This window comes from Cupriavidus sp. OV096, from assembly GCF_900115455.1.
In the GTDB taxonomy this organism is placed as follows: Bacteria; Pseudomonadota; Gammaproteobacteria; order Burkholderiales; family Burkholderiaceae; genus Cupriavidus.
The window spans coordinates 120,157-142,095 of the sequence record NZ_FOWM01000010.1; the positions used below are offsets into that span (position 1 = coordinate 120,157).

Genomic DNA, 21,939 nt, shown 5'->3' on the forward strand with positions numbered 1-21,939 from the left:
GCGGGCGCAAGCTCGCGGGGGTTTTTGTTTGGGGGCGGAGGGGGCGGGGGTCTAGATCTCCACCACCCGCCCCCAATCAAACACCGGGTTCTCCGGGTTGCCCGTTCGTCTCGATATATACCCGCGCGGGTTGCAGACTACGCGGGACTGGTCGATCCAGTAGTCGAAGCTGGTGTGGGTGTGGCCGTGGATCCAGAGGTCGGCTTGGGCCACGAGGTCGGGGCGGCGGGAGAGGAAGCCGGCGGAGACGATGTCGTGGGCGTAGCGGGGGTCCAGGCTGCCGAGGTCGGGGCCGTGGTGGGTGACGACCACGGTCTTGCCGTCGAAGGGTTCGGCCAGGGTGTCCGTCAGCCAGGCGGTGGCGGCGCGGTGGCGGGCCAGGGCGTCGGCGGGGGTGTAGGGGCGATGCTGGCCGGCCTCGTCGGTGGTTTCGATCAGCCGGTGGTCCACCACCACGCGGGCGCAGGCCTGCATGGCGTCGTCGATGCGGTCGGTGCCGTAGAGGCAGTAGTCGGTCCACCAGGTGGTGCCGATCACGCGCACCGGGCGGCCGTCGCCATCGGCGTACTCGGCCACGGCGCCGTTGAGCAGCGCCACGTTGGGCGCCGCCTCCGCCGCTTCGGCCATCAGGCGGTCCACGGTGTCGAAGTTGTTCTCGTAGTACTCATGGTTGCCGGGCACGTAGACCACCGGCACATCGAAGGTGCGGGCGGCCCAGTCGATGCCGTCGCGGCCGTTGGCGATGTCGCCGGCCAGGATCACGAGGTCCGCCGCGCACGCGGGGATCGCGTCGGTCTGGTTGTGCTCCAGGTGGATGTCGCTGAGGATGCGCAACTTCATGGGGGCTCCCGGACTCGCCATGTTGGTGTGCGATCGATTCTTCAAAAAAAAGACAGCCTGGTCAAGACCAGGCTGCAAAAGAGGAGCCAGGGGGGCCTCGGCGCTGCTCATGGGGGGCAGCGCGAGGGGCTGGCCGTGCCCGGAGGCCCGGCCGTGCCACTGGCTCCTTTCCTGGCTAGTGGGCCAGGCGCGGGGGGACGTAGCCGCCGTAGTACGGCCCGACGCCGCCGCCGCTGTTCGTGACCTTGAAGTTGGGGATGAAGTAGCCCTCGATGTACTTGCCGCTGCCGCCCACCGAGGCGGTGATATGGAACGCCGCGAATGCGGTGATCGGGCCGAGCGAGCCCGGGTTGAGCGACGAGGTGACCGGCAGCAGGTAGTCCTGGTTGACCCCCACATAGTTGTAGTTCGAGGTCTTGGTACCGTCCTGCATCCAGATCTTGTCGCCGATGGCCACCGGCGACGGGTTGCCGCTCTGGAGCAGGTCGCGTGTGGCGGTGGCGCTGTTGTCGGTGGACTTGAACGTAGTCCACTGGCCCGATTCGCACGGCCCGTAGTGGTAGGCGGACCCGATGCGGAACAGGTAGGGCTTCTTGGTCGCCGGATCGAGCTTGGGCTGGTTGGTGGCGCTGTCCCAGAAGTTGTTGTACAGGCACTGGCTCAGGGCCACCGGGAACAGCCCGCCGTTGCCGATGATGCCCGGCGCTGCGATCACCGCCACCGCGGTGGCGGTGGTGCTTGCCGCGGCGCCATCGAAGACCTGCGCCAGCAGGGTCGGCACGGGCCCGCCGTTGCTGCCCGCCCCCCGGCTGATGGTCACCTGCACTGCGGGCACGTCATTGGACGTCGGCGTGATGTCCTGCGGCTGGAGCCCGGCCGGCGTGCCGGTCAGGTTCCAGTAGCCGGCCTGCACCGTGCCGCTGGTCAGCGTGACGCCGGCGGCCTTGTTCAGGCTGATGGCGTTCGTGCCCTTGGTGACGCCCGCGGTCCAGGCGGGCTTGGGATTGGCCGGGAACAGCCCGGCCGCCCCGGCCAGCGCGGCGGCATCGGCGGCGTTCTGCAACTCGTTGCGTACGATGGCCAGATGGGCGACATCCACCGCCAGCGCGCCCACTGACAGCACCGAGATCAGCATGAACGGCATCATGATGCCGATGGCGCCGCGCTGGCGGTGCCGACGGGTCAGTCGGGCTGGCGGGTCCTGCCGCAGGGTTTCCTGGCGCATGGCACACCTCCTGTCTCTAGATTTGGGCTACTCGCATAGCATGGTGGTGAGCGCGTTGATCGTCAGCGGCCCGGTGAAGGGCCGGATCAGCGGGCCGAGCAGCAGGCCGTTGAACGTGTACGACACCTGCACGGTCAGCGCGGTCCCGGTCGACGCGCACGGCGAGACGGTCAGCGGGAAGGTGCAGGTGGCGGCGGCGCCATAGGTGACCAGCTTGTTGGTGCAGTAGTTGAGCGCCACCTGCTTGATCTGGGTGTTGGTCATCGCCGGGGACTTCAGCACCACGCCGGCGCGGGCCGCCTCGCGGCTGGCGTTGGTGACCACGGACTTGTCATAAAGCGCGGTGCCGAACTCGATCACGCCGAACACGATGAACAGCAGCAGCGGAAAGATCAGCGCGAATTCCACGGCGGCGGCGCCGGCGTGGCGCGGGCCGCCCGGCTGGCGGTGCCGGGGGGGAAGGGGGCGAGGGGGACGAAGGGCGGGTCGACGCATGGCGGGCTCCGGCGGGGTCAGTTGTTGGTCACGCTGCGCAGGGCGGTGACCACCTGGATGGCGGCCGGCCCGAGCAGCACCACAAACAGCGACGGGAAGATGCAGAAGATCAGCGGGAACAGGATCTTGGTGCCGATCTTGGCCGCGCGTTCCTCGGCCAGCGAGTGGCGCTTGGTGCGCAGCATGTCCGAATGCACGCGCAGCGAATCCGCCACGCTGGTGCCGAAGCGGTCCGCCTGGATCAGCATCGCCACCAGCATGCTCACATCCTCCACGCCGGTACGTGCCGACAGGTTGCGCAGCGCCTTGTCGCGCGGCAGGCCGGCGCGCAGCTCCAGCGTCAGCAATTCGTATTCCTCGGCCATGGCGGGGCGGGCGGTGCGCATCTCCGCCACCACGCGCAGGATCGCGGCATCCAGGCTCAGGCCGGCTTCCACGCAGACCATGATCAGGTCCAGGCTGTCCGGGAAGGCCTCGAAGATGTCGCGCTGGCGGCGGCCCACCTTCCAGCGCAGCGCGAAGTTGGGCAGGTAGAAGCCCGCCACCGCCATCGCGAACAGTCCCGTCATGAATTCCTGCTGCCGCGCGGCTTCCACCTCGCCGACCAGCGCTACCCAGAGCGCCATCGGCAGGCCGAACGCGAGCACGGTCTTGATGCCGAAGTAGAGCGGAATCGCCTCGGCCGAGCGCCATCCGGCATGGATGAAGCGCGTGCGCAGCGCGGAGTTCTCCCAGCCCTCCTTCGGCAGCGAGAGCTGCGCCAGCGGCCGGGCCAGCCGCTCCATCCGGCGCATCCATTCGCGGCGGCCGTCGGGGATCGGCGCGCCGCCGGGCGCCTCGCGCTCGATCTGGCCGAGCCGGCGTGCCACGGGGTTCGGGCGCATCACGATCATCGCGACCCAGACCGCGCCGAAGACGATGGCGAAAGTGACGCCCAACAGGAGGATGGTTGTGGTTGGCATGGTTGTCCGGGAATCTTCCCGCCTCGGTAATTGGGGTGCCTGAATGCCCGCCCTAGACGTGGATCCGTACGATCTGGCGCATCCACAGGATGCCCACGCAGGTCATGGCGACGGCGTACCAGAGCATCTGGAGGCCGGTCGGGTCGGTCCACAGCGTGGCCATCATCTCGGGATTGATCTGGAACACAATGCCCCCGACCACCACCGGCAGCAGCGTCAGGATCCAGCCACCGAGCCGGCCCTCGGCCGACAGCACGCGCACCTTGTCCAGCAGTTGCAGCCGCTTGCGGATCAGGCCGGCCACGTTGTCGAGGATCTCGGCCAGGTTGCCGCCGGACTCGCGCTGGATCAGTACCGCGATGACCAGGTAGCGCAGGTCTTCGATCGGTACCCGGTCGGTCAGGCCGGCCAGCGCGTCGTGCAGCGGAATGCCGTAGTTGATCTCGCTGAATACCAGTCCCAGTTCGGTGCCGATGGGCGCCGGCAGCTCGTGGCCGGCCATGTCCAGCGCGCTGGGCAGCGAGTGGCCGGCGCGCAGCGCGCGGCTGATCAAGTCGGCGGCCTCGGGCAGCTGCGCTTCCAGCGTCGCGAGCCGCCGGGCCCGCTTGCGCAGCACGTACAGCAGCGGCAGCGTGCTGGCCGCGCCGGCCATCAGCAGCACGGCATACCACGGCGCGTTCAGCGTCGTCAGCACCATGCCGGCGAGGCTGGGCGCGGCCAGCGTGAGGGCCAGGAAGCGTCCCACGGACATATTCATGCCCGATTGCAGCATGAGGTGATCCAGCGCCTGCATGCGCGGCAGGCGCCGCAGCAGCCGGGCCAGGGCCGGCGACTGGCTCATCACGCGCTGCTTGAGGATGCCGGCGTCCTGCCCGTGGCCGGCGCTGTTGAGCAGCGCCGCCTCCACGCGATGGCTGAAGCGCCGCGCGTGCTGGCTGTGATAGGTGTTCCACCACAGGTAGGCGCCGACCCCGCCCAGCACGATGGCCAGGAACACCGACAGCGCGAAGGCGATCATCATCGGATTCATGGCGCGCTCCTAGACTTCGTGCTGCACGGCGGGGTCGAACAGCGACTCCGGCAGATGGATGCCGAAGGCCTGGAGCCGCTCGCAGAACTTTGGCCGCACGCCCGTGGCGCAGAAGTGCCCGCGGATGCGGCCGTCGCGCTCCACGCCCTGGCGGCGGAAGGTGAAGATCTCCTGCATGTTGACGACCTCGCCCTCCATGCCGGTGATCTCCTGCACGCTGACGAGCTTGCGGCGCCCGTCGGTGAGGCGCGAGACCTGCACCACCACCGACAGCGCCGAGGTGACCTGCTGGCGCATGGTGCGCGTGGGCAGCGCCAGGCCGGCCATGCTGATCATGTTCTCGAGCCGCGTCAGTGCATCGCGCGGCGTGTTGGCGTGGATGGTGGCCAGCGAGCCCTCGTGGCCGGTGTTCATCGCGTGGAGCATGTCCAGCGCCTCGGCGCCGCGCACTTCGCCCAGGATGATCCGGTCCGGCCGCATCCGCAGCGCGTTCTTGACCAGCGCGCGCTGGGTGATCTCGCCACGGCCCTCGATATTGGCAGGGCGCGTCTCCAGGCGCAGCACGTGCTGCTGGCGCAGCTGGAGTTCCGCCGCGTCCTCGATCGTCACCACGCGCTCGTCGGCCGGAATGAAGCCTGAGAGGATGTTCAGCAGCGTGGTCTTGCCGCTGCCGGTGCCGCCCGAGATCAGGATGTTGAGCTTGGCGCGCACCATGGCGTCGAGCAGCTGGGCCATCTCGTCGGTCAGCGTGCTCAGGCCGATCAGGTCCTTGACCTGCAACGGGTTCACAGAGAACCGGCGAATCGAGAGCAGCGGGCCGTCGATGGCCGAGGGCGGGATGATGGCGTTGATGCGCGAGCCGTCCGGCAGGCGCGCGTCGACCATCGGGCTCGATTCGTCGATGCGGCGACCCATGCGCGACACCATCTTGTCGATCACGCGCAGCAGGTGGGCGTCGTCGAGGAAGGTCACGTCGGTCAGCTCGAGCTTGCCGCGCCGCTCCACGTAGACGTGGCGCGCGGTGTTGACGAGGATGTCGGAGATGGTGGGGTCGGCCAGCAGCGGCTCAAGCGGCCCGTAGCCGAGCATCTCGTCCTGGACGTCCGAGACCAGGCGGCGCCGCTCCGACTCGTTCACCGGATGGTTGCCTTCCTCGATGATCCGCTCCACCAGCTGCGCCAGCTCGCGCCGGACCTGTTCGGGCGGCATGTGCTGGAGGCGGCTGAGTTCCACACGATCGACCAATGTCTGGTGGATCTCCAGCGCCAGTTGCTGGTAGGCGGGCGTCACCGCGCCCGAGCCGGCCGTGCCGCTGGGGGCGTGGCTACTGCCGTTGACACCATGGACGGCGGCGCCGTTGGCGCGCGCCACGCGCTCGGGCAGGGCTTCGCCGGCCTGGCGGAAGAGTTGTTCTCGCAGTGACATCTCGGACTCCTGGTGTCGCCGTGGCGGTGCCGGTCAGGCGCGCGCCGGGGCATGGACCTGATTGTTCTGGCCGAACAGCTTGCGCAACAGGTTGTCGCGGCGCGGCTGGGTGTCGGGGTAGAGCTGCCGGGCCATGTCGGCCAGCGCGCGGGCGATGGCGCTGTTCGGTGCCAGTTGCGTCACCGGCACGCCCTGCTCGCTCGCGTCCCGGACCGGGCTGGCATCGTGCGGCAGCACATGGCTCACGCGCACGCCGAAGGCGTCTTCCAGCGTGCGCTGGGCGATGCTGGCGTGCCGGTCGTCGCCGTTGAGCACCAGGCGCACGCGGTCGGTGTGGTAGCTCAGCGACTGGCAGAGGTCGAACAACCGGCGGCCCGCACGCAGGTGGGCCAGGCTGCGGCGCATCACCGCGTAGATCAGGTTGCTGTGGTCCAGCACCACGAGGGTGGCGGGGTTGATGTCCTGGCCGATGTCGAAGACCACCGCGTCGTACTGCTGGCGCGCCACGGCCATGATGCGTTCCAGGTGCGCGGCCTTGATCTCGCCTGCCTTGATCGGGTCGCCGGCGGCGGGCACCACGTCGAAGCCGGGGCAGACGTGGGTCACGCAGGCTTCCAGCAGCGCGGCGTCGAGCCGGTCCACCTGGCGGCAGACGTCGGACAGCGTGGCGGGCGGGGTCTGGTCGGTCATCAGGAAGGCGGCGTCGCCGTACTGCTGGCTCAGGTCCACCAGCAGCACGCGCTTCTTGTGCCGGGTAGCCACCACGTGGGCGAAGTTGGCCGCCACGAAGGTGGTGCCGCTGCCGCCCTTGCAGGCCGCGAACGCCAGCACCTGGCCTTCGGCCCGACCGTTGCTGAGTGCGTGGCTGGTGCAGCGCTGGAGCTCGTCGCGGAACTCCTGGGCCTCGGGTGGCCACGGCAGCACGCCCTGCACGCCTGCGCGCATGGCTCGCATCAACAGGTCGGCGGACGGGCGCGCCGTCAACAGCATGCACAGTGTTTCCGGATGCTCGGTGGTGATGCGGCGCAGCTGGACGATGTCGTCCGCGCCGACCTCGGGCGCGTCCACGATCAGCAGGTCGGTGCCGAGCGTGAGCGCGGGGTCGGCCAGCGCGGCGGCCGGCGTGGCCCGCACACGCTGTACCACGTGGTTGGCGCTCTGGGCGATCAGGCCCGCCACGTAGTGCAGGTGCGCATCGTCGGCGGATACAACGGCGATCTTTGCCATGGCTTCTCTCCTGGAGACAGCGTGCGGCGGCCGCGTGGCCTACCGTCCCATATTGTTGAGACCGCCGGAGGCGCCCACGCCGATCGTGAAGGCGTTGGCGTCGGACTGCGGCGTGCGGAACTGGGTGCCGTAGCGGTCCATCGCCGCCGTGGCGGCGCGGCCGTCGATGCCCGTCACGGGGTCGGTGTTGTTCGAGGCATCGGGGTTCAGGATCTGCATCGCCCGCAGCGTGCGCACCGAATCGCCGAATTGCTTGTCATACATCGGCGTGGTGGCCATGCAGCCCGAGAGACCCGCGACGGTGCCGAGCAGGGCGGCGAGCGCGGCGGGGCGGAGGAAGTTGGTCGTCATGATGTGCTCCTGGTTCGGGTCTGCGCTTATTCGCCGGCGGCGCCTGCGGCGGTGGGGGCGGGCACGCTGGTGGTGGGCGCGGCGGAAGGGGCCGTCATCGGGGCCGCAGCAGGGGCCGCAGCCGGGGCGGGCATCGCGGCCGGGGCCGGGCGGGCGGGGTGGCCTTCCATGTTGCCGTTCAGGTAGACCTCGCCCGGGGTGGTCGGCCCGAAGGTGTCGGTCGGCAGCGGGTAGTTGGCCGGCAGCGGCTTCACCAGGCGCGGCGTGACCACGAACACCAGCTCGGTGCGGTCCTGCTGGAAGTTGGTGCTGCGCATCAGCGTGCCCACCACCGGCAGTTCACCCACGCCCGGCAGCGCCTTGAGGCTGCCCGTGATGTTGTTCTTGATCAGTCCGCCGATGGCGAAGCTCTGACCGTCGTAGACCTGCAGCGTGGTGGAGGCCCGCCGCGTGTTGATCAGCGGCAGGATCGACGTGCCCGACACGTTCGGCGCGGTCAGCGCTACCCCGGTCGGCGAGAGTTCGGACACTTCGGGCGCCACCTTGAGGTTGATGCGGCCGTTCTCCATCACCGTCGGCGTGAACTTCAGCCCGACACCGAAGGTTTCCTCCTGCAGGATGATGGTGGTGCCCGTGCCGCCAAAGCTCTGCGGCACCGGGATGAACACCTTGCCGCCGGCCAGGAAGCTCGCCTCCTGCCCGCTGATCGCCATCAGGTTCGGCTCGGCCAGGATCTTGACCAGCCCGTCACCCTTCTGCGCATCGAGCGCGAACTTGAGCGGCAGGTTGTTGGCCTTGCTGAAGGAGAGCAGGTCCGGGGCCCCGGAGAGGAAGTTGGCCAGCAGCCCGAAGCTCCAGCTGCCGAACGCGGCGTTCAGGTTCGCGGCGGAGCCCATCTGGTCGATCAGGCTCTTGGAGACCTCGGCCACCTTCACTTCGAGCATGACCTGCTGGGGCGCTTCCACCACCAGCATGTTGATGATGCGCGGGCTGCGCATCGGCATGCCGGTGTTGGCGGGATTGTTGGACATGGTCCCGTTCTGCTGCTGGCCCTGGGCCGCGCCCTGCGGATTCTGCGCCGGGCCGCGCGTCTGGCGCATGACGAAGGCGTTGGCGATGTCCAGCACTTTCTGCGCCTGCACCGAGTCCAGCACCGTGCCGCTCAGCACGAGGCTGTCTGCGGCGGACGAGACCCGCACGCGGCGTGCGTCGGGCATCAGGTCGCGCAGCGTGGCCTGCAGCCCGCCGGGATCGGCGCCGACCACCAGGTCGATCACGCTGCACGAGCCGCTGCGGCCCTGCACGATCATATTGGTGGTGCCCACTTCCTGGCCCAGCACGTAGAGCGTCTGCGGGGAGACCAGCATGGCCTGCGCCACGTTGGGGTTGCCGAGGGAGCGGGCCTTGACCGCCTCCGGCATCTCGATCATCGTCGATTTGCCGACCGGCACCTGTACCTCGCGCCGTTCGCGCATGGCGCCGACGCAGTTCGGTCCGCGTGCCGGCGCGGCGTCGCGGGGCGCGGCCGCCTCGGCGGCGACCCCGCCCTGGACGTTGCCCTGCATATTGCCAACCGCCGCGAGGCGAACCGGCCGGGTGGGGCCGGCGGCGTTGGCCGTGGCCATCGCCGCCTCCATGCCAGCCTGCCCCCGGGCAGGCGTACCCCAAAGCATGCCCAGAGCCGTCAACGCGAGCACGGTGGCCTGCAGTTGCGGTGCGATACGGCGCGCTGCGCCTTGATGCGTGGTGATGCGATCCATGATGTTCCCCCGGTGGGTTCGCGCAGTCATTGCGGGCAGTTACCGCGTGGGCCTGCCTTTCTCAGACGCGTGAGCCGTGGTTCAAAAGCATTCCTGATTGCGCTGGTTGCCGCTGATGACGCCGATGCAGGTGCCGGAGAAGGCTTTCTCCGCCACGTGCCGCACCACCTGTACTGTCCTGGTCACGGGGGCGGCCGCCGCGATCACGGGTTCCTTGAGGAGGGAATGCTTGGTGGCGCCGGCGGTCTCGGCCGGGCGCGGGTCCATCTGGTTGCGCAGCACCAGCGAGAGCGAGCCCACGCTGCGTGCCAGGTCGAGTTTCTCGGCCTCGTCGGGCGACACTTCCAGCGTGACCGCGTTGACCACCTTCGGCTTGGTCTCGTCGCGGTTCACCTCCTGGGCCACGGCCAGCACCAGGATCTTCTCGAGCACGATCTTCGAGATCGACTGGTCGGTGCGTTCGGCGCTGGCCTTGCTGTCCTGCTTGTCTTTCTGGGTGTTGACGATGATGTCGACGAAGCTGCCGGGCAGGGCGAAGCCGGCCACGCCGACCACGTCGTTCACACGCACGGTGATGGCGCGCTTGCCGTCGGCGATGACCGCCGAGAGGCCGCCCTTGGTGCCCATCGGCGTCAGCTTGGACTCCAGCACCGGCTCGCCGCGCGAGAGGCTGGCCTTGGTGACGCGGCCGGCGAGCGAGGTGGCGTCCTGGACCACGCCGGGCGGCAGGCTGGCCGCGGGCCAGTCCACCAGCTTCACGGCCTCGGGGGTGATCTGCTGGCCCAGGCTGATGTCGGCGGCGGCCACGGCCACCTTGGTGATGCCGTTGCTGCCTTGCTGCAGCAGCCAGCGGGACGCGAGCATGACGGCGCTGAGCCCCGCGATGGTGGCGATCAGCAGCATGAACAGGATGCGCAGGTTCTTCATTTTCGGCTCCCTTGCTCAGAAGAAGATGGTGCGATGTGCCAGGGTGCGCGGGCACGTGGCGGGAATGGCGGGGCGCCCGGCGTGCCTGGTGGCGCGTTGGCGTCCGGTCCGGCGGGCCGGGTCCTGGCCGCTGGCGGCTGTCATGTGGTGGTCTGGGCGCGACCCGGAGCCGTGGCGGTGTGCCGAGGCGCAGGGCCTGGCGTCTCTGTGTGGCGCATGCATGCGGCTGCTGTGGTGCATGGCGATTCCCCCGTTCCTGGTCCCTGTTGTCACAGCATCGGGACCTTCTCGTTAGTGGCGCGCAAGCCGGAGGCGCGCCGTCTCCGTGTTGTTCAGAACAGCTCCCACTTCACCAGCAGCGTGGCCGTGGCGATGGCCACGCCGTACGGCAGCCGGACGGGCTTGCGTGCGGCGATCCGGCGTGCCGCGGCGATGCGGCGCAGCAGCAGGGCGGCGATGGCCAGCGCACCGCCGGCCAGGAAGCCGACCACGGCCACATGCGCGGCGCCCGCCACGCCCATAAAGGCCCCCACGGCCCCCATCAGCTTCACGTCGCCGGCGCCCATGCCGCCCATCAGGTAGACCGCGAGCAGCATGACCGCGCCGGTGGCGGCCCCGCCGACCCAGACCACGGCGCCGTCCGCCGGGCCGTGGGTGGCAACCTGCGCCATCAGGGCCAGCGTCAGTCCGGCGGCCACGAGCCAGTTCGGGATGCGGCGCGAGCGGGCATCGCTCACGGCAGCGACGATCACCATGGCGACGAGGCTCAGATTGGCGGCTGCGGCAACGGAGAACATGGCGGCCTTCCCGTGGATCGGTGCGATCGATGCGATCGGCATGTCAGGAATCTGGCCGGACCGGGGCCCATGGCGCGGAGCCCGGTCCGGGGGTGCCGGAAGTCGTTCAGGCCGCGGCGAGCGCGGTGGCGATCGAATTCCAGATGGTGCCGACGGCGGTCTTCACGGTGGTGCCATAGGTCACCATCACGAGGGCCACGAAGGCCAGCAGCAGGGCGTACTCCACACCGGCTGCGCCGTCTTCTTCACGAACGAAACGCTTGATGCCATCGAACATGGTGGACATGTCTTTCTCCTTCACTTCACGGTTGGTGGGGAAAAAAGCGCCCGCTGGAGATCGGGCACAAGGTTTCGGCCGAACTTCCGACCGAGGCCAAACCGAAAGAGCCGCACTGTCGTGACATCTTTCCGATTCCACCTGGCTCAGGCTCGCGCACGCCCGGCAAGGCCGGTCTAGCGCTTGTCACCCGATGCATGGCCACTCCCTGCGGCATGCATCCTGGGCGGGTGCCGCGTACCGGTCCGAACCTCTCCAGGGACCGAAACGCGCCTGAAAGTGCTGCAAGACTGCGAGGCTTCGCGGCGTGCCGCTGGGCCGGACCGACCATGCAGCTGGCCGGTCGCTTTTTCCTCCCTGGGCGCTGACTCGCGTCACCGCCTTCCCCGTTCCCACTTGTTCTCTGGACCGCCTGGCGCCTGTCTTTGCGGGTTGGCCTGGCATTCCGTGGTTGCGGTACATTCGCGACGAACGTGCCACGGACGCTAAGACGTTGATTTGTATAGGGGTGGGGGTTGGACCATGCGTCGTTTGCGAGACGATGTAACCAAATGTTTCTAAATGGTTACGAGTCGGCTCATGCACCCGGTTGCGGGTTTTCGCTGGAAATAGGCAGTGCAATTCCTATATGAGCGGGCAAATGTGCAGACAACCCGGCGTCCACGCGTTTTTTCCCCGGGGAAAGACGTAGAGGCCAAAATGGCCAAAAACGTTACATCCATGGAGCGCCGATTACTGCATAGACGACGGGACTCATCCGTATGGACTGGCGGTGTGGGGGACACACCTAACTGAAACGCGGTACACCGGAACCGCCGGTGATGCGTTTGGACCGCCCCGGAGCGGGCGATAGCAAGGGCCTGCGGATCGGTCGTTTGGGCGAGGCCAATTGCAGAAGAATTGTCTCCGCCACGTGGCCTCATCCTCGTGACCTAAGGGTGGACCGAAATTCGCCAAAAATGGCCTGCGGGCCAGAACGTTTCAAAGTTGAAACTGGACCCTCAAATCAACGATTCTCGTTTCGATCTTGGGGTAATGCAGAGGACACATCGTATTGCGGTGGGCCTGGCACTGTTACAGCTTGGAAACAGACACCGTCAATGATTTGCAAGCGTTACACGGCCTGCTGGCTTGCTGGGGGCGTGGTATCTTTCGCAGGTTTTGCACCACGATGGTGAAGATCATGCCAGGCGCCTCCCCGACAACCCCCTCCGATTCCCTCGCTTCCCAACCGAACCAGGCCGCCAACCCGCGCTGGCGCGTGCTCGCGGTGTTTTCGCTTGGGTTTCTGGTCTCATATATCTTCCGGGGCGTGAATCTCGGCTTCGCGCCGTTCCTGACGCGCGAGCTAGGCCTGTCGGCGGCCGATCTGGGGCTGCTCACCAGTTTCTATTTCCTCGGCTTTGCCTGCGCGCAACTGCCGGCCGGCATCCTGCTCGACCGCTACGGCCCGCGCCGTACCGAGGCCGCCTTGCTGCTGCTCGCCGTCGCCGGGTCGCTGGTGTTCGCCTTCGCCCCGGGCATGGCCGGCCTGGCCGCCGGGCGGGCGATGATCGGCGTGGGGGTGTCGGTCTGCCTCGGCGCGGCCATCCAGGCGCTCTCGATGTGGTTCCCGCTGTCACGCATGCCGTTGCTGAACGGGCTGGTGATGGCGATCGGCGGGCTGGGCGCGGTGGTGGTCGGCAGCCCGCTGTCCTGGCTGCTGGCCTGGACGGACTGGCGCACCATTAGCGTCGGGCTGGCGGCGCTGTCGTTCGCCATGGCCGTGCTGCTCTGGTTCGGCGTGCCGGACGCCCGGCGCCCGGGCAAGGAAACCTTCGCCGAGCAACTGCGCGGCACGCGGCTGATCCTGGTCAGCGAGAAGTTCTGGCGGGTGGTGCCGCTGACGCTGCTGAACCAGGGCATCTTCCTGGCCGTGCAGACGCTCTGGGTCAGCGCGTTCATGCGCGATGTGCAGGGGCTGGCGCCGTCCGAGGGCGCGCGGCTGGTGTCGGTGATCGGCTTCGCCATGATGGCCGGCTGCGTCGGCGCGGGCTGGGCGGCCCGGCACCTGGAGCGGCGAGGGGTTAGCCTCTACGCGTTCGCCGGCTTCGGGATGATCGGCTTCATTGTCGTGCAGCTACTGCTGATGGCGCGGCTGCCGTTCGTGCCGCTCGCCGTGCTGTGGGCGGCCTACGGGGTGTTCGGCTCCAGCGGGATCCTGACCTACGCACTGCTGGCGCGACGCTTCCCCGACGCGCTGATCGGGCGGGCGACGACAGCCATGACGTTGACTGTTTTCCTCGCGACCTTTGTGTTTCAGGTGGGGATTGGGTTTGTGCTCGATTTCTGGCCGTCATCCGGGGGGCGTTATCCGGTTGTGGCGCATTGGGTGGTTTGGGGTGGGTTGGTGGGGCTGCAGGTTGTGGCGGCGGGGTGGTATTTGATGGAGAAGCGGGGAGGGAAGGTTTGAGGTGGTGGTGTTGGGTTTTGAGCCCAAAAGCCAACACCCCAAACCTCAGAGCACCATCGGCCGATCGTCCAACTCATTCCAATTAAACCCATCCCCCGAAGGAAAATGCTCCATCAGCAGCGCATGGATCTCCCCCACCGCATCCAGCACTGGCCGTACCGACAGCGACTCCCGTAGCCCCACCGTCAGCCCGGCGCAAACCTTCTCCCACACCCGCGCGCTAACGCACGCGTCAATCCCCCGGTCCGCGAGGATTTCCACCGCATGATCGGCGAGGTTGATATAGAGCAGCACGCCCGTGTGGTCCTCGGTGTTCCACACCTCCAGTGCGCCGAACAGCGCACGGGCGCGTTCGCGTGGCGTGGTGCCGCGCCAGGCCAGTTCCCACGGCATGCTGGCCTCGATGACCACGCGGACTTCCCCGCGATGATGCTGTTCGCCGGCGTGCACGGCCACCTGCAACTGGTGCTGGGCCTCGGCGGGGAACGCCTTGCGCGCCGCCGATGATGTCGAGCCGAGGTGCCGTAGCGCCCGCTTGAGAGACTTCTCCCTGATTGCTTTCATCAGCCAGCCTCCCGATTACCAGTTACCCGAGGCGCCGCCGCCGTCGAAGCCGCCGCCGCCTCCGCCGCTGAATCCACCGCCACCACCGCCACCACCGCCGCCGCCGCCGAAGCCGCCACCACCTCCACCCCAGCGGCGCCCGACCTCATACCCGCCCAGCCCGCCCAATCCACCAGCCGTGGTGGTCGGCCAGCCGCGCCGGCCGGTCACGATCTGCGGGCCGCGTCCGCGCCGCAGGATCGCTGAAAGAAAGAAAAATACGACGATGGCGAGCGGGAACAGCACGGGCAGCCAGTCGTTGAGGGCAGAGGTCGCTGCATTGCCGGCTTTCCGCTCGGGCCCAGGCAACGCCTCCTTGTCGATGGCGGACTGGATGGCCGAGATGCCCGCCGCGAGGCCGCCGTAGAAATCGTTCTGGCGGAAATGCGGGGCCATCACGTCGCGCAGGATGCGTGAGGACACCGCGTCGGTGAGCGACCCCTGCACGCCGCGCCCGGTCTCGATGCGCATCTTGCGCAAGCCGGGCGGGTTGTCCTTGGCGATCAGCAGGATCACCCCGTCGTCGATGCTCTGGCGCCCCGCCTTCCACGCGTCCGCCACGCGGATGCTGTACTGGTCGATGGTCTCGGGCTCGGTCGTCGGCACCATCAGCACGAAGATCTGGCTGCCGCGCTGTTGCTCGTACTCGGCCAGCACGTTTTCCAGCGCGGCGCGCTGTTGCGGGGCCAGCGTGCCGGTCAGGTCGGTCACGCGCTGGGTGAGCGGCGGCACCGCGACAAAGCCGTCTGCCGCCCGGGCGGGATGGGCGGCGAACATCGCCGCAAGGCATAGCCAGATGCCGAAAAAGCGGAGCAGGGCGGCGCGCATGATGGCGATGCGCCGCGTCAGAACTTGACGGCCGGCGGCGTGGAGATGGCCTTCTCGTTCTCCACCGTGAACGACGGCTTGACCGGATAGCCGAACACCTTGGCCGTGAGATTGGTCGGGAAGCTGCGCGCCAGCACGTTGTACGACTGCACCGCCGCGATATAGCGCTGCCGCGCCACGGTGATGCGGTTTTCGGTGCCTTCGAGCTGCGATTGCAGGTCGCGGAACGCGGCGTCGGCCTTCAGTTGGGGATAGTTCTCGGAGATCGCCAGCAGGCGCGACAGCGCGCTGGTCAGCTGCCCCTGTGCCTGCTGGAAGCGGGCGAAGGCCTCGGGATCGTTGAGTGTCTCCGGCGTCACCTGAATGCTGGTGGCCTGGGCGCGGGCCTTGGTCACGGCCTCGAGCGTCTCGCGCTCATGGCTGGCGTAGCCCTTGACCGTGGCGACCAGGTTCGGGATCAGGTCCGCACGGCGCTGGTACTGGTTGACGACTTCGCCCCATGCCGCCTTGACGGCCTCGTCCTTCGACTGGAAATCGTTGTAGCCGCAGGCGCTGAGCAGGCTGGCCAGCAGGGCCATGGCGAGCCAGCGGCCAAGGGCGGCGGGCGAGGGCAGGACGAACAGGGATGGGAGGGCAGCGCGCATCGATGACTCCTGGAATGGCCGGGATCGGCAAAATCCAAGTGTAGCGCACGGCATTGGGGCGCCGCCCTGAGTGTGAAGGAAGAGTAAGGGGAGAGCGAGGCGCGCCGGGCGCGCCTCTTGGGTCACTCGACAGCCGCTTAGCCGGCCTGGAAGGCGCGGGCGGCCGCTTCCACGGTAGTGGCGATGATCGCGTCGTCGTGCTTGGCCGAGACAAAGCCGGCTTCGAACGCCGATGGCGCCAGGTACACGCCCTCGTTCAGCATGGCGTGGAAGAAGCGGTTGAAGCGCCCGACGTCGGCCTTGGTTACCTCGGCGAAGCTGGTCGGCACCGTCTGGGTGAAATAGAGGCCGAACATGCCGCCGATGGCGTCCGCGGCGAACGGCACGTTGGCGGCACGGGCAGCGGCGGTCAGGCCATCAGTCAGCTTGCGCGTCTGCGCGGCCAGCTGGTCGTGGAAGCCCGGCGCCTGGATCAGCTTCAGCGTGGTCAGGCCGGCGGCCACGGCCAGCGGGTTGCCGGACAGCGTGCCGGCCTGGTAGACACCGCCCAGCGGCGCCAGCTTGGCCATGATGTCGCGCCGGCCGCCGAACGCTGCCGCCGGCATGCCGCCGCCAATCACCTTGCCCAGGCAGGTCATGTCCGGTTTGATGCCGTAGTGGGCCTGCGCGCCGCCCAGCGCCACGCGGAAGCCGGTCATCACTTCGTCGAAGATCAGCACGGCGCCGTGCTCGCTGCACAGGTTGCGCATGGACTGGAGGAAAGCGGCCGTGGCGCGCACCAGGTTCATGTTGCCGGCTATCGGCTCCACGATCACGGCGGCGATCTCGCCCTTGTGGCGCGCGAAGGCTTCCTCGAGCTGGGTGACGTTGTTGTACTCGAGCACCATGGTGTGGCGCGTCACGTCGGCGGGCACGCCGGCCGAGGACGGCGCGTTCTGGGTGGTGTCCGCGAAGGTCAGCAGGCCCGAGCCGGCCTTGACCAGCAGGCTGTCCGCGTGGCCGTGGTAGCAGCCCTCGAACTTGATGATCAGGTCGCGCCCGGTGAAGCCGCGCGCCAGCCGCAGCGCGCTCATGGTGGCCTCCGTGCCGGACGACACCAGCCGCACCTGCTCGATCGACGGCACCAGCTTGCAGATTTCCTCGGCCATCTCGATCTCGCCCTCGGTGGGCGCGCCAAAGGAGAAGCTGCCGGCGGCGGTGTCCTGCACGGCCTTGACCACGGCCGGATGGGCATGGCCGAGGATCATCGGCCCCCAGGAGCCGATGTAGTCGATATAGCGCTGGCCGTCCGCATCCCACATATAGGCGCCCTCGGCGCGGGTGATGAAGCGCGGCGTGCCGCCCACGGAGCGGAAAGCGCGCACGGGCGAGTTCACGCCACCGGGAATGGTCTGCTGGGCGCGGTCGAAAAGCTGCTGGTTACGGGACATGGCAGGAGTTGTAATCCGATACAGGATGAAAATGGGCTTGCCGGGGGCCGGAGCCGGGCGGCTAGCGGTCAGATGCCGGAAAAGCAGGCAATCTGGGCGAAATACGCGCCGTTTGAACGGCATCTGCACGCTAACATGCGCGAACGCGACGATATTGGCAGGATTGCGCCGCCCCATGGGTGGCGCCGGCGGCGCGGTTTATGTACCATCTGCGCTGGAATTTTAATGGAGAGTGGCAAGAGCCTGCATATGGAATACAAGACTTGGATGTGCCTGATCTGCGGTTGGATCTACGACGAGGCCACCGGTTCGCCGGAAGACGGCATCGCGCCGGGCACCAAATGGGAAGACGTGCCGATCAACTGGACCTGTCCGGAGTGCGGCGCGCGCAAGGAAGACTTCGAGATGGTGGCGATCTGACGCCTGGCCGTCATCCACCCCGAAAACCCCGACGCGTCGCGCCAAAGCGACAGATCGGCGGGCCGCGCCGGACGAACCGGATTGACGGCCCCACCGCGAGTCGTCACACTTTGCGGCAAAACTAGCACTATCAGAGCAATAACACAGCAATACGTCGGGCGGACGCACGGGTCGCGCCGCCGGCGCCGGTCGGATTGACCGGGCTTTTTTTGATTGGGAATTTGGAAATCGGGGGCCGCCGGCGCGCCAAGCGCTGCCGTGCGGGTGTTCTCAAGTGAATACCGGCGCCTGCATTCGTGCGGGCAGCTGGTCGCGGGAACAGTATGCGGGTCGCTCAAACAGAAGAAAACACGTCCGTCGATGGGGTCAACACCGGCGACGCCGGTGCCGTCAAGGCAGCCGCGGCATTGCGCCGCAAGATCCTTGTGATCGACGATTCCAGCACCATCCGCCGGACGGCGGAGATCTTCCTGTCGCAGGCAGGCTATCAGGTCATGCTCGCCGAGGATGGCTTCGAGGCGCTCGCCAAGGTCGGCGACATGCACCCGGACGTCATCTTCTGCGACATCCTGATGCCCCGGCTGGACGGCTACCAAACCTGTTCCCTGATCAAGAAAAGCCCGAGGTTCCACGCGATCCCGGTGATCATGCTGTCGTCCCGCGACGGCGTGTTCGACCGTTCGCGCGGCAAGCTCGTCGGCGCGCACGACCATCTCGCCAAGCCCTTTTCCCGTGAAGCCCTGATGCAGGCCGTAGAGACCTGCCTTGGCGGCTGTGCGCAGGAAGAGGGTGCGGTCGTGGCGGCCTGACCCTGAACGCCGCCACGCAAAAGCATCCAGGAAACACACCAATGACCATCAGCAAAATCCTTATCGTCGACGATTCCCCCACCGAAGCGCTGTTCATGTCCGACTTGCTCGGCAAGAAGGGTTTCAAGGTCTCGGTGGCCGGCAACAGCGACCAGGCCATGGCCCGGCTCGAGGCGGAAGCCTTCGACCTGATCCTGATGGATGTGGTCATGCCCGGCCAGAACGGCTACCAGACCACCCGCGCCATCAAGCGCGACGACCGCTTCAAGGACATTCCCGTGATCATGTGCACCAGCAAGGGCCTCGACACGGACCGCATCTGGGGGATGCGCCAGGGCGCATCGGACTACATCGTCAAGCCGGTGGACAGCGACGAGCTGCTGTCGAAGATCGCCGCGCTGGCGCACTGAGCCGCACCGAACTGCCTGCCGGGCCGATGGGGCCCGGGGTTTGCCGTCACGCCGCCCGCTGCGACGCGGGCAGGGGTGACGCTGTGTCCGCCATCTGCCAGGCGGTCTCTTATCCACCGGTATGCCGACCATGAACGCGCCGCGCCAAGACATCCGTGCCCGCCAGACCCGCTTGCAGGACTATCAGGCCATGCTGGCCCGTCGCCTGCGCGACGCGCGCAACCTGCCCGCCGTGGACAGCTACCTCGGCGTGCTGGTGGGCCAGCGCCACTGGCTGCTGCCGCTGCCCGATACCGGCGAGGTGCTGGAGATGCGCCAGCCGGCCGGCGTGCCGCTGACCCAGCCGTGGTACCGCGGACTGGTCAACGCGCGGGGCAACCTGCTCGGGGTGATCGATTTCGGCCTGTTCTGCGGCGAGGGGCACACGCCCGTGCAGCCGGGCAGCAAGATCGTGGTGCTGTCGCGCCACGTGGAGCGCGCGTGCGGGATCATCGCCACGCGGGTGGTGGGGCTGCGCCATGCCGGCGACCTCTCGCTGCCGCACGGCGACGCCCCGGCGGGGCACGCGGATCTCGCCGCCGAATGGCACGGCCCGCGCTTCGCGGACCGCGACGGGCGCGACTGGCAGGTGCTGGACATCCGCCAGTTGCTGGACGCCCCGGCGTTCCTCCAGGTGGGCCGCGTGGTGGCCTGAGCCGATGGTCGAAAGCCGATAGCTGACAGTCGATAGCGGAACATCAAGACGCAGTACCAACGAATCAAAAAACAAACGGACAGAGGGTTGCTATGGGTATCAAGAAGATGAGCCTGGGACGCCGGACGGCTGCCGCGGGAGCCGCCGCCGAAGCCGTGGCGCCGCGCCGGTCGGTGTTCGCCAAGGGCAGCGCTGGCGCTGACAAGGGCGGCCTGGGCCGTACCCCGGTGGAGCAACTGTCCGGCTGGCTGTCGCGCATGCCGTTCGCGTCGCAGCAGCGTACGCTGACGGTGGGCGTGGTGGTGTCGCTGGTGGCACTGCTGGCCTCGGTGTATCTCGATAACCGCCAGGCCACCAACGGCGCGGCGCAGATCGAAATCGCCGGTAACATGCTGATGCACTCGCAGCGTCTGGGCAAGGCGGTGCCGGTGGCACTGCTGGGCAACGCACAGGCCTTCACGCAGCTGCGCCAGTCCAAGGAACAGCTCACGGCCGACCTGCTGGCGCTCCAGAACGGCAGCGACGAGAAGCACGTCAGCGCCACCACGGGCACGGCGATTCCGCTGCTCGAGACCGCCATGAACTCGTGGAAGCGCTCCGAGAAGAGCGCCGGCGACGTGCTGGCCCAGCAGCCGATTCTGACCACCATCGGCCAGACGCTCCAGATCTTCAACGCCTCGAACCCCGAACTGCTCGAGGCCGCCGAACAGGTGGCCGCGATCAAGCTCCAGGCCGGCTCCAACGCCCGCGAGGTGGCCGCCTCCGCGCAGCTCGTGATGCTGACCCAGCGCCTGGGTAAGAACCTGAACGAGTTCCTCTCCGGCGAAGGCGTCAACCCCGAGACCGCGTTCCTGCTCGGCAAGGACACCAACACCTTCCGCGAAACGCTGGACGGCCTGATGAACGGCTCGGACGCCCTGCGCCTGACCGCCGCCACCGACGCCGAGACGCGCAGCTACCTCCAGCAGCTCTCGCAGCGCTTCGAGGCCGTGCAGAAGACCACGCAGACGATTCTCCAGAACCTGCCGGGCCTGATTGCCGCCAAGCGCGCCCAGCAGCAGATCTTCAACGACAACGAGGCCCTGCGCGGCGAGCTGTCCACGCTCCAGACCGCCTACTCGGACGGCGCCCGCTACCGCCCCTGGACCCTCGGCGCAACCATCGTGTCCGCGCTGTCCACGCTGATCTTCCTGGCCGGGCTGGCCGCGCTCTACCTGCGCGACTCGCGCGTCCGGGCGCTGGAAGCCGAGGCGCGCGAACGCGAGGCCGAAGCCCGCCGCCTCGACGAAAAGCGTAACAACGACGCCACCCAGAAGGCCATTCTGCAGCTGATGAACGAGCTGCAGGACATCGCTGACGGTGACTTGACGCGTCAGGCCACCGTGACCGAGGACATCACCGGCGCCATCGCCGACTCGGTGAACTACACCGTGGAAGAACTGAAGGAACTGGTCGGCCGGGTGCAGCAGACCGCCGTGGACGTGCAGCAGGCCTCGAGCCAGGTGCAGGAAACCTCGGTGCAGCTGGCTGCCACGACCGAAGAGCAATCGCGCCAGATCCGCCAGACCGGCGAGTCGGTGGTGGAGATGGCAGACCGCATCACGCAGGTGTCGCGCGGCGCGGCGGAGTCCGCCAACGTGGCCCGCGCCTCGCTGGCCGCTGCGGAGCAGGGCCAGCAGGCTGTGGAAAACGCGATTACCGGCATGAACGGCATCCGCGACCAGATTCAGGAAACGTCGAAGCGGATCAAGCGGCTGGGCGAGTCGTCGCAGGAGATTGGCGAAATCGTCGAGCTGATCTCGGACATTACCGAGCAGACCAACGTGCTGGCACTGAACGCCGCCATCCAGGCGGCTTCGGCCGGCGAGGCAGGCCGCGGCTTCTCGGTGGTGGCGGAAGAAGTGCAGCGTCTGGCCGAACGTTCCGGCGAGGCCACCAAGCAGATCGGCGCGCTGATCCGCACGATTCAGACCGATACCCAGGACGCCGTGCACGCCATGGAGCGCAGCACGCAGGGCGTGGTGGAAGGGGCGCGGCTGTCCGATAACGCCGGTGCCGCACTGGTCGAGATTGGCCGCGTGTCGCGCCAGCTGGCCGAGCTGATCGAGCAGATCTCGCAGACCACCTCGCACGAGGCCGGGCTGGCCACCAACGTGGCGCGCCACATCGACGGCATTCTCCAGGTGACCGCCCAGACCACGTCCGGTACGCGCCAGACCGCCACCTCGGTGCGCCAGCTGACGGCACTGACCGAAGAACTGCGTAACTCGGTGTCGCGGTTCAAGATCGCCTGACTTGCATAAAACCTGCATCGAGGCCCGCGCGCGGGCGCA

At 67.9% G+C, this 21,939-nt stretch carries 22 protein-coding genes; 6 read left to right on the plus strand and 16 right to left on the minus strand.

Features of this window, described 5'->3' with window-relative positions:
• Positions 1 to 51: 51 nt before the first annotated feature.
• The 12 genes from BM115_RS20315 to BM115_RS20370 form a co-directional block, all read right to left on the minus strand.
• Complete coding sequence (locus tag BM115_RS20315) at positions 52 to 840, minus strand: metallophosphoesterase (protein ID WP_092298255.1); 789 nt, start codon at positions 838 to 840, stop codon at positions 52 to 54.
• 175 nt (positions 841 to 1,015) lie between these two features.
• Positions 1,016 to 2,065, minus strand: coding sequence for a TadG family pilus assembly protein (locus BM115_RS20320; RefSeq protein ID WP_255370924.1), 1,050 nt, complete (start codon positions 2,063 to 2,065; stop codon positions 1,016 to 1,018).
• Between the two features lie 27 nt (positions 2,066 to 2,092).
• A complete protein-coding gene (locus BM115_RS20325) occupies positions 2,093 to 2,560 on the minus strand; it encodes a TadE family protein (RefSeq protein ID WP_092298258.1) in 468 nt (155 codons plus the stop codon).
• A gap of 17 nt (positions 2,561 to 2,577) precedes the next feature.
• Positions 2,578 to 3,522: a type II secretion system F family protein gene (locus BM115_RS20330; protein ID WP_092298261.1), complete on the minus strand. Its 945-nt coding sequence runs from the start codon at positions 3,520 to 3,522 to the stop codon at positions 2,578 to 2,580.
• Positions 3,523 to 3,574: 52 nt separating this feature from the next.
• Positions 3,575 to 4,552, minus strand: a complete 978-nt coding sequence (locus BM115_RS20335; RefSeq protein ID WP_092298264.1) for a type II secretion system F family protein — start codon at positions 4,550 to 4,552, stop codon at positions 3,575 to 3,577.
• A gap of 9 nt (positions 4,553 to 4,561) precedes the next feature.
• Positions 4,562 to 5,977: a CpaF family protein gene (locus tag BM115_RS20340; RefSeq protein ID WP_092298267.1), complete on the minus strand. Its 1,416-nt coding sequence runs from the start codon at positions 5,975 to 5,977 to the stop codon at positions 4,562 to 4,564.
• A gap of 33 nt (positions 5,978 to 6,010) precedes the next feature.
• Positions 6,011 to 7,204 (minus strand): AAA family ATPase, encoded by a 1,194-nt coding sequence (locus tag BM115_RS20345; protein WP_092298270.1) that lies wholly within the window; start codon positions 7,202 to 7,204, stop codon positions 6,011 to 6,013.
• A 39-nt stretch (positions 7,205 to 7,243) separates the two neighbouring features.
• The gene (locus tag BM115_RS20350) at positions 7,244 to 7,555 is read right to left on the minus strand and encodes a hypothetical protein (RefSeq protein WP_092298273.1); all 312 of its coding nucleotides are present in this window, start codon (positions 7,553 to 7,555) and stop codon (positions 7,244 to 7,246) included.
• A 26-nt stretch (positions 7,556 to 7,581) separates the two neighbouring features.
• The gene (locus BM115_RS20355; protein ID WP_092298276.1) at positions 7,582 to 9,315 is read right to left on the minus strand and encodes a type II and III secretion system protein family protein; all 1,734 of its coding nucleotides are present in this window, start codon (positions 9,313 to 9,315) and stop codon (positions 7,582 to 7,584) included.
• An 81-nt stretch (positions 9,316 to 9,396) separates the two neighbouring features.
• A complete protein-coding gene (gene cpaB, locus BM115_RS20360) occupies positions 9,397 to 10,242 on the minus strand; it encodes a Flp pilus assembly protein CpaB (protein ID WP_092298279.1) in 846 nt (281 codons plus the stop codon).
• A 332-nt stretch (positions 10,243 to 10,574) separates the two neighbouring features.
• Positions 10,575 to 11,081: an A24 family peptidase gene (locus tag BM115_RS20365; RefSeq protein ID WP_369823511.1), complete on the minus strand. Its 507-nt coding sequence runs from the start codon at positions 11,079 to 11,081 to the stop codon at positions 10,575 to 10,577.
• Between the two features lie 64 nt (positions 11,082 to 11,145).
• Entirely contained in the window at positions 11,146 to 11,325 is a 180-nt protein-coding gene (locus BM115_RS20370; RefSeq protein ID WP_369823509.1) for a Flp family type IVb pilin, read from the minus strand.
• Positions 11,326 to 12,499: 1,174 nt separating this feature from the next.
• On the opposite strand from BM115_RS20370, the gene BM115_RS20375 reads away from it, so the two are divergent.
• Positions 12,500 to 13,768 (plus strand): MFS transporter, encoded by a 1,269-nt coding sequence (locus BM115_RS20375; RefSeq protein ID WP_092298460.1) that lies wholly within the window; start codon positions 12,500 to 12,502, stop codon positions 13,766 to 13,768.
• Between the two features lie 45 nt (positions 13,769 to 13,813).
• Here BM115_RS20375 and BM115_RS20380 read toward each other — a convergent pair whose 3' ends face one another.
• From BM115_RS20380 to hemL, 4 genes are all read right to left on the minus strand, one after another.
• Positions 13,814 to 14,332 (minus strand): TPM domain-containing protein, encoded by a 519-nt coding sequence (locus tag BM115_RS20380; protein ID WP_092298282.1) that lies wholly within the window; start codon positions 14,330 to 14,332, stop codon positions 13,814 to 13,816.
• Between the two features lie 15 nt (positions 14,333 to 14,347).
• The gene (locus tag BM115_RS27350; RefSeq protein ID WP_092298285.1) at positions 14,348 to 15,199 is read right to left on the minus strand and encodes a TPM domain-containing protein; all 852 of its coding nucleotides are present in this window, start codon (positions 15,197 to 15,199) and stop codon (positions 14,348 to 14,350) included.
• Positions 15,200 to 15,216: 17 nt separating this feature from the next.
• Positions 15,217 to 15,843, minus strand: a complete 627-nt coding sequence (locus BM115_RS20390) for a LemA family protein (RefSeq protein ID WP_092298288.1) — start codon at positions 15,841 to 15,843, stop codon at positions 15,217 to 15,219.
• A 137-nt stretch (positions 15,844 to 15,980) separates the two neighbouring features.
• Complete coding sequence (gene hemL / locus BM115_RS20395) at positions 15,981 to 17,273, minus strand: glutamate-1-semialdehyde 2,1-aminomutase (RefSeq protein ID WP_092298291.1); 1,293 nt, start codon at positions 17,271 to 17,273, stop codon at positions 15,981 to 15,983.
• A gap of 249 nt (positions 17,274 to 17,522) precedes the next feature.
• Between hemL and BM115_RS20400 the strand changes: the two genes are divergently transcribed.
• From BM115_RS20400 to BM115_RS20420, 5 genes are all read left to right on the plus strand, one after another.
• Positions 17,523 to 17,693: a rubredoxin gene (locus BM115_RS20400; RefSeq protein ID WP_092298462.1), complete on the plus strand. Its 171-nt coding sequence runs from the start codon at positions 17,523 to 17,525 to the stop codon at positions 17,691 to 17,693.
• A gap of 323 nt (positions 17,694 to 18,016) precedes the next feature.
• Positions 18,017 to 18,502, plus strand: coding sequence for a response regulator (locus tag BM115_RS20405; RefSeq protein ID WP_092298294.1), 486 nt, complete (start codon positions 18,017 to 18,019; stop codon positions 18,500 to 18,502).
• Between the two features lie 41 nt (positions 18,503 to 18,543).
• Complete coding sequence (locus tag BM115_RS20410) at positions 18,544 to 18,912, plus strand: response regulator (protein WP_092298297.1); 369 nt, start codon at positions 18,544 to 18,546, stop codon at positions 18,910 to 18,912.
• Between the two features lie 130 nt (positions 18,913 to 19,042).
• Positions 19,043 to 19,606 carry a chemotaxis protein CheW gene (locus BM115_RS20415; protein WP_092298465.1) on the plus strand — a complete coding sequence of 188 codons (564 nt, stop codon included), beginning with the start codon at positions 19,043 to 19,045 and terminating at the stop codon, positions 19,604 to 19,606.
• A gap of 92 nt (positions 19,607 to 19,698) precedes the next feature.
• Positions 19,699 to 21,900, plus strand: a complete 2,202-nt coding sequence (locus BM115_RS20420) for a methyl-accepting chemotaxis protein (RefSeq protein WP_092298300.1) — start codon at positions 19,699 to 19,701, stop codon at positions 21,898 to 21,900.
• Positions 21,901 to 21,939: the final 39 nt, after the last annotated feature.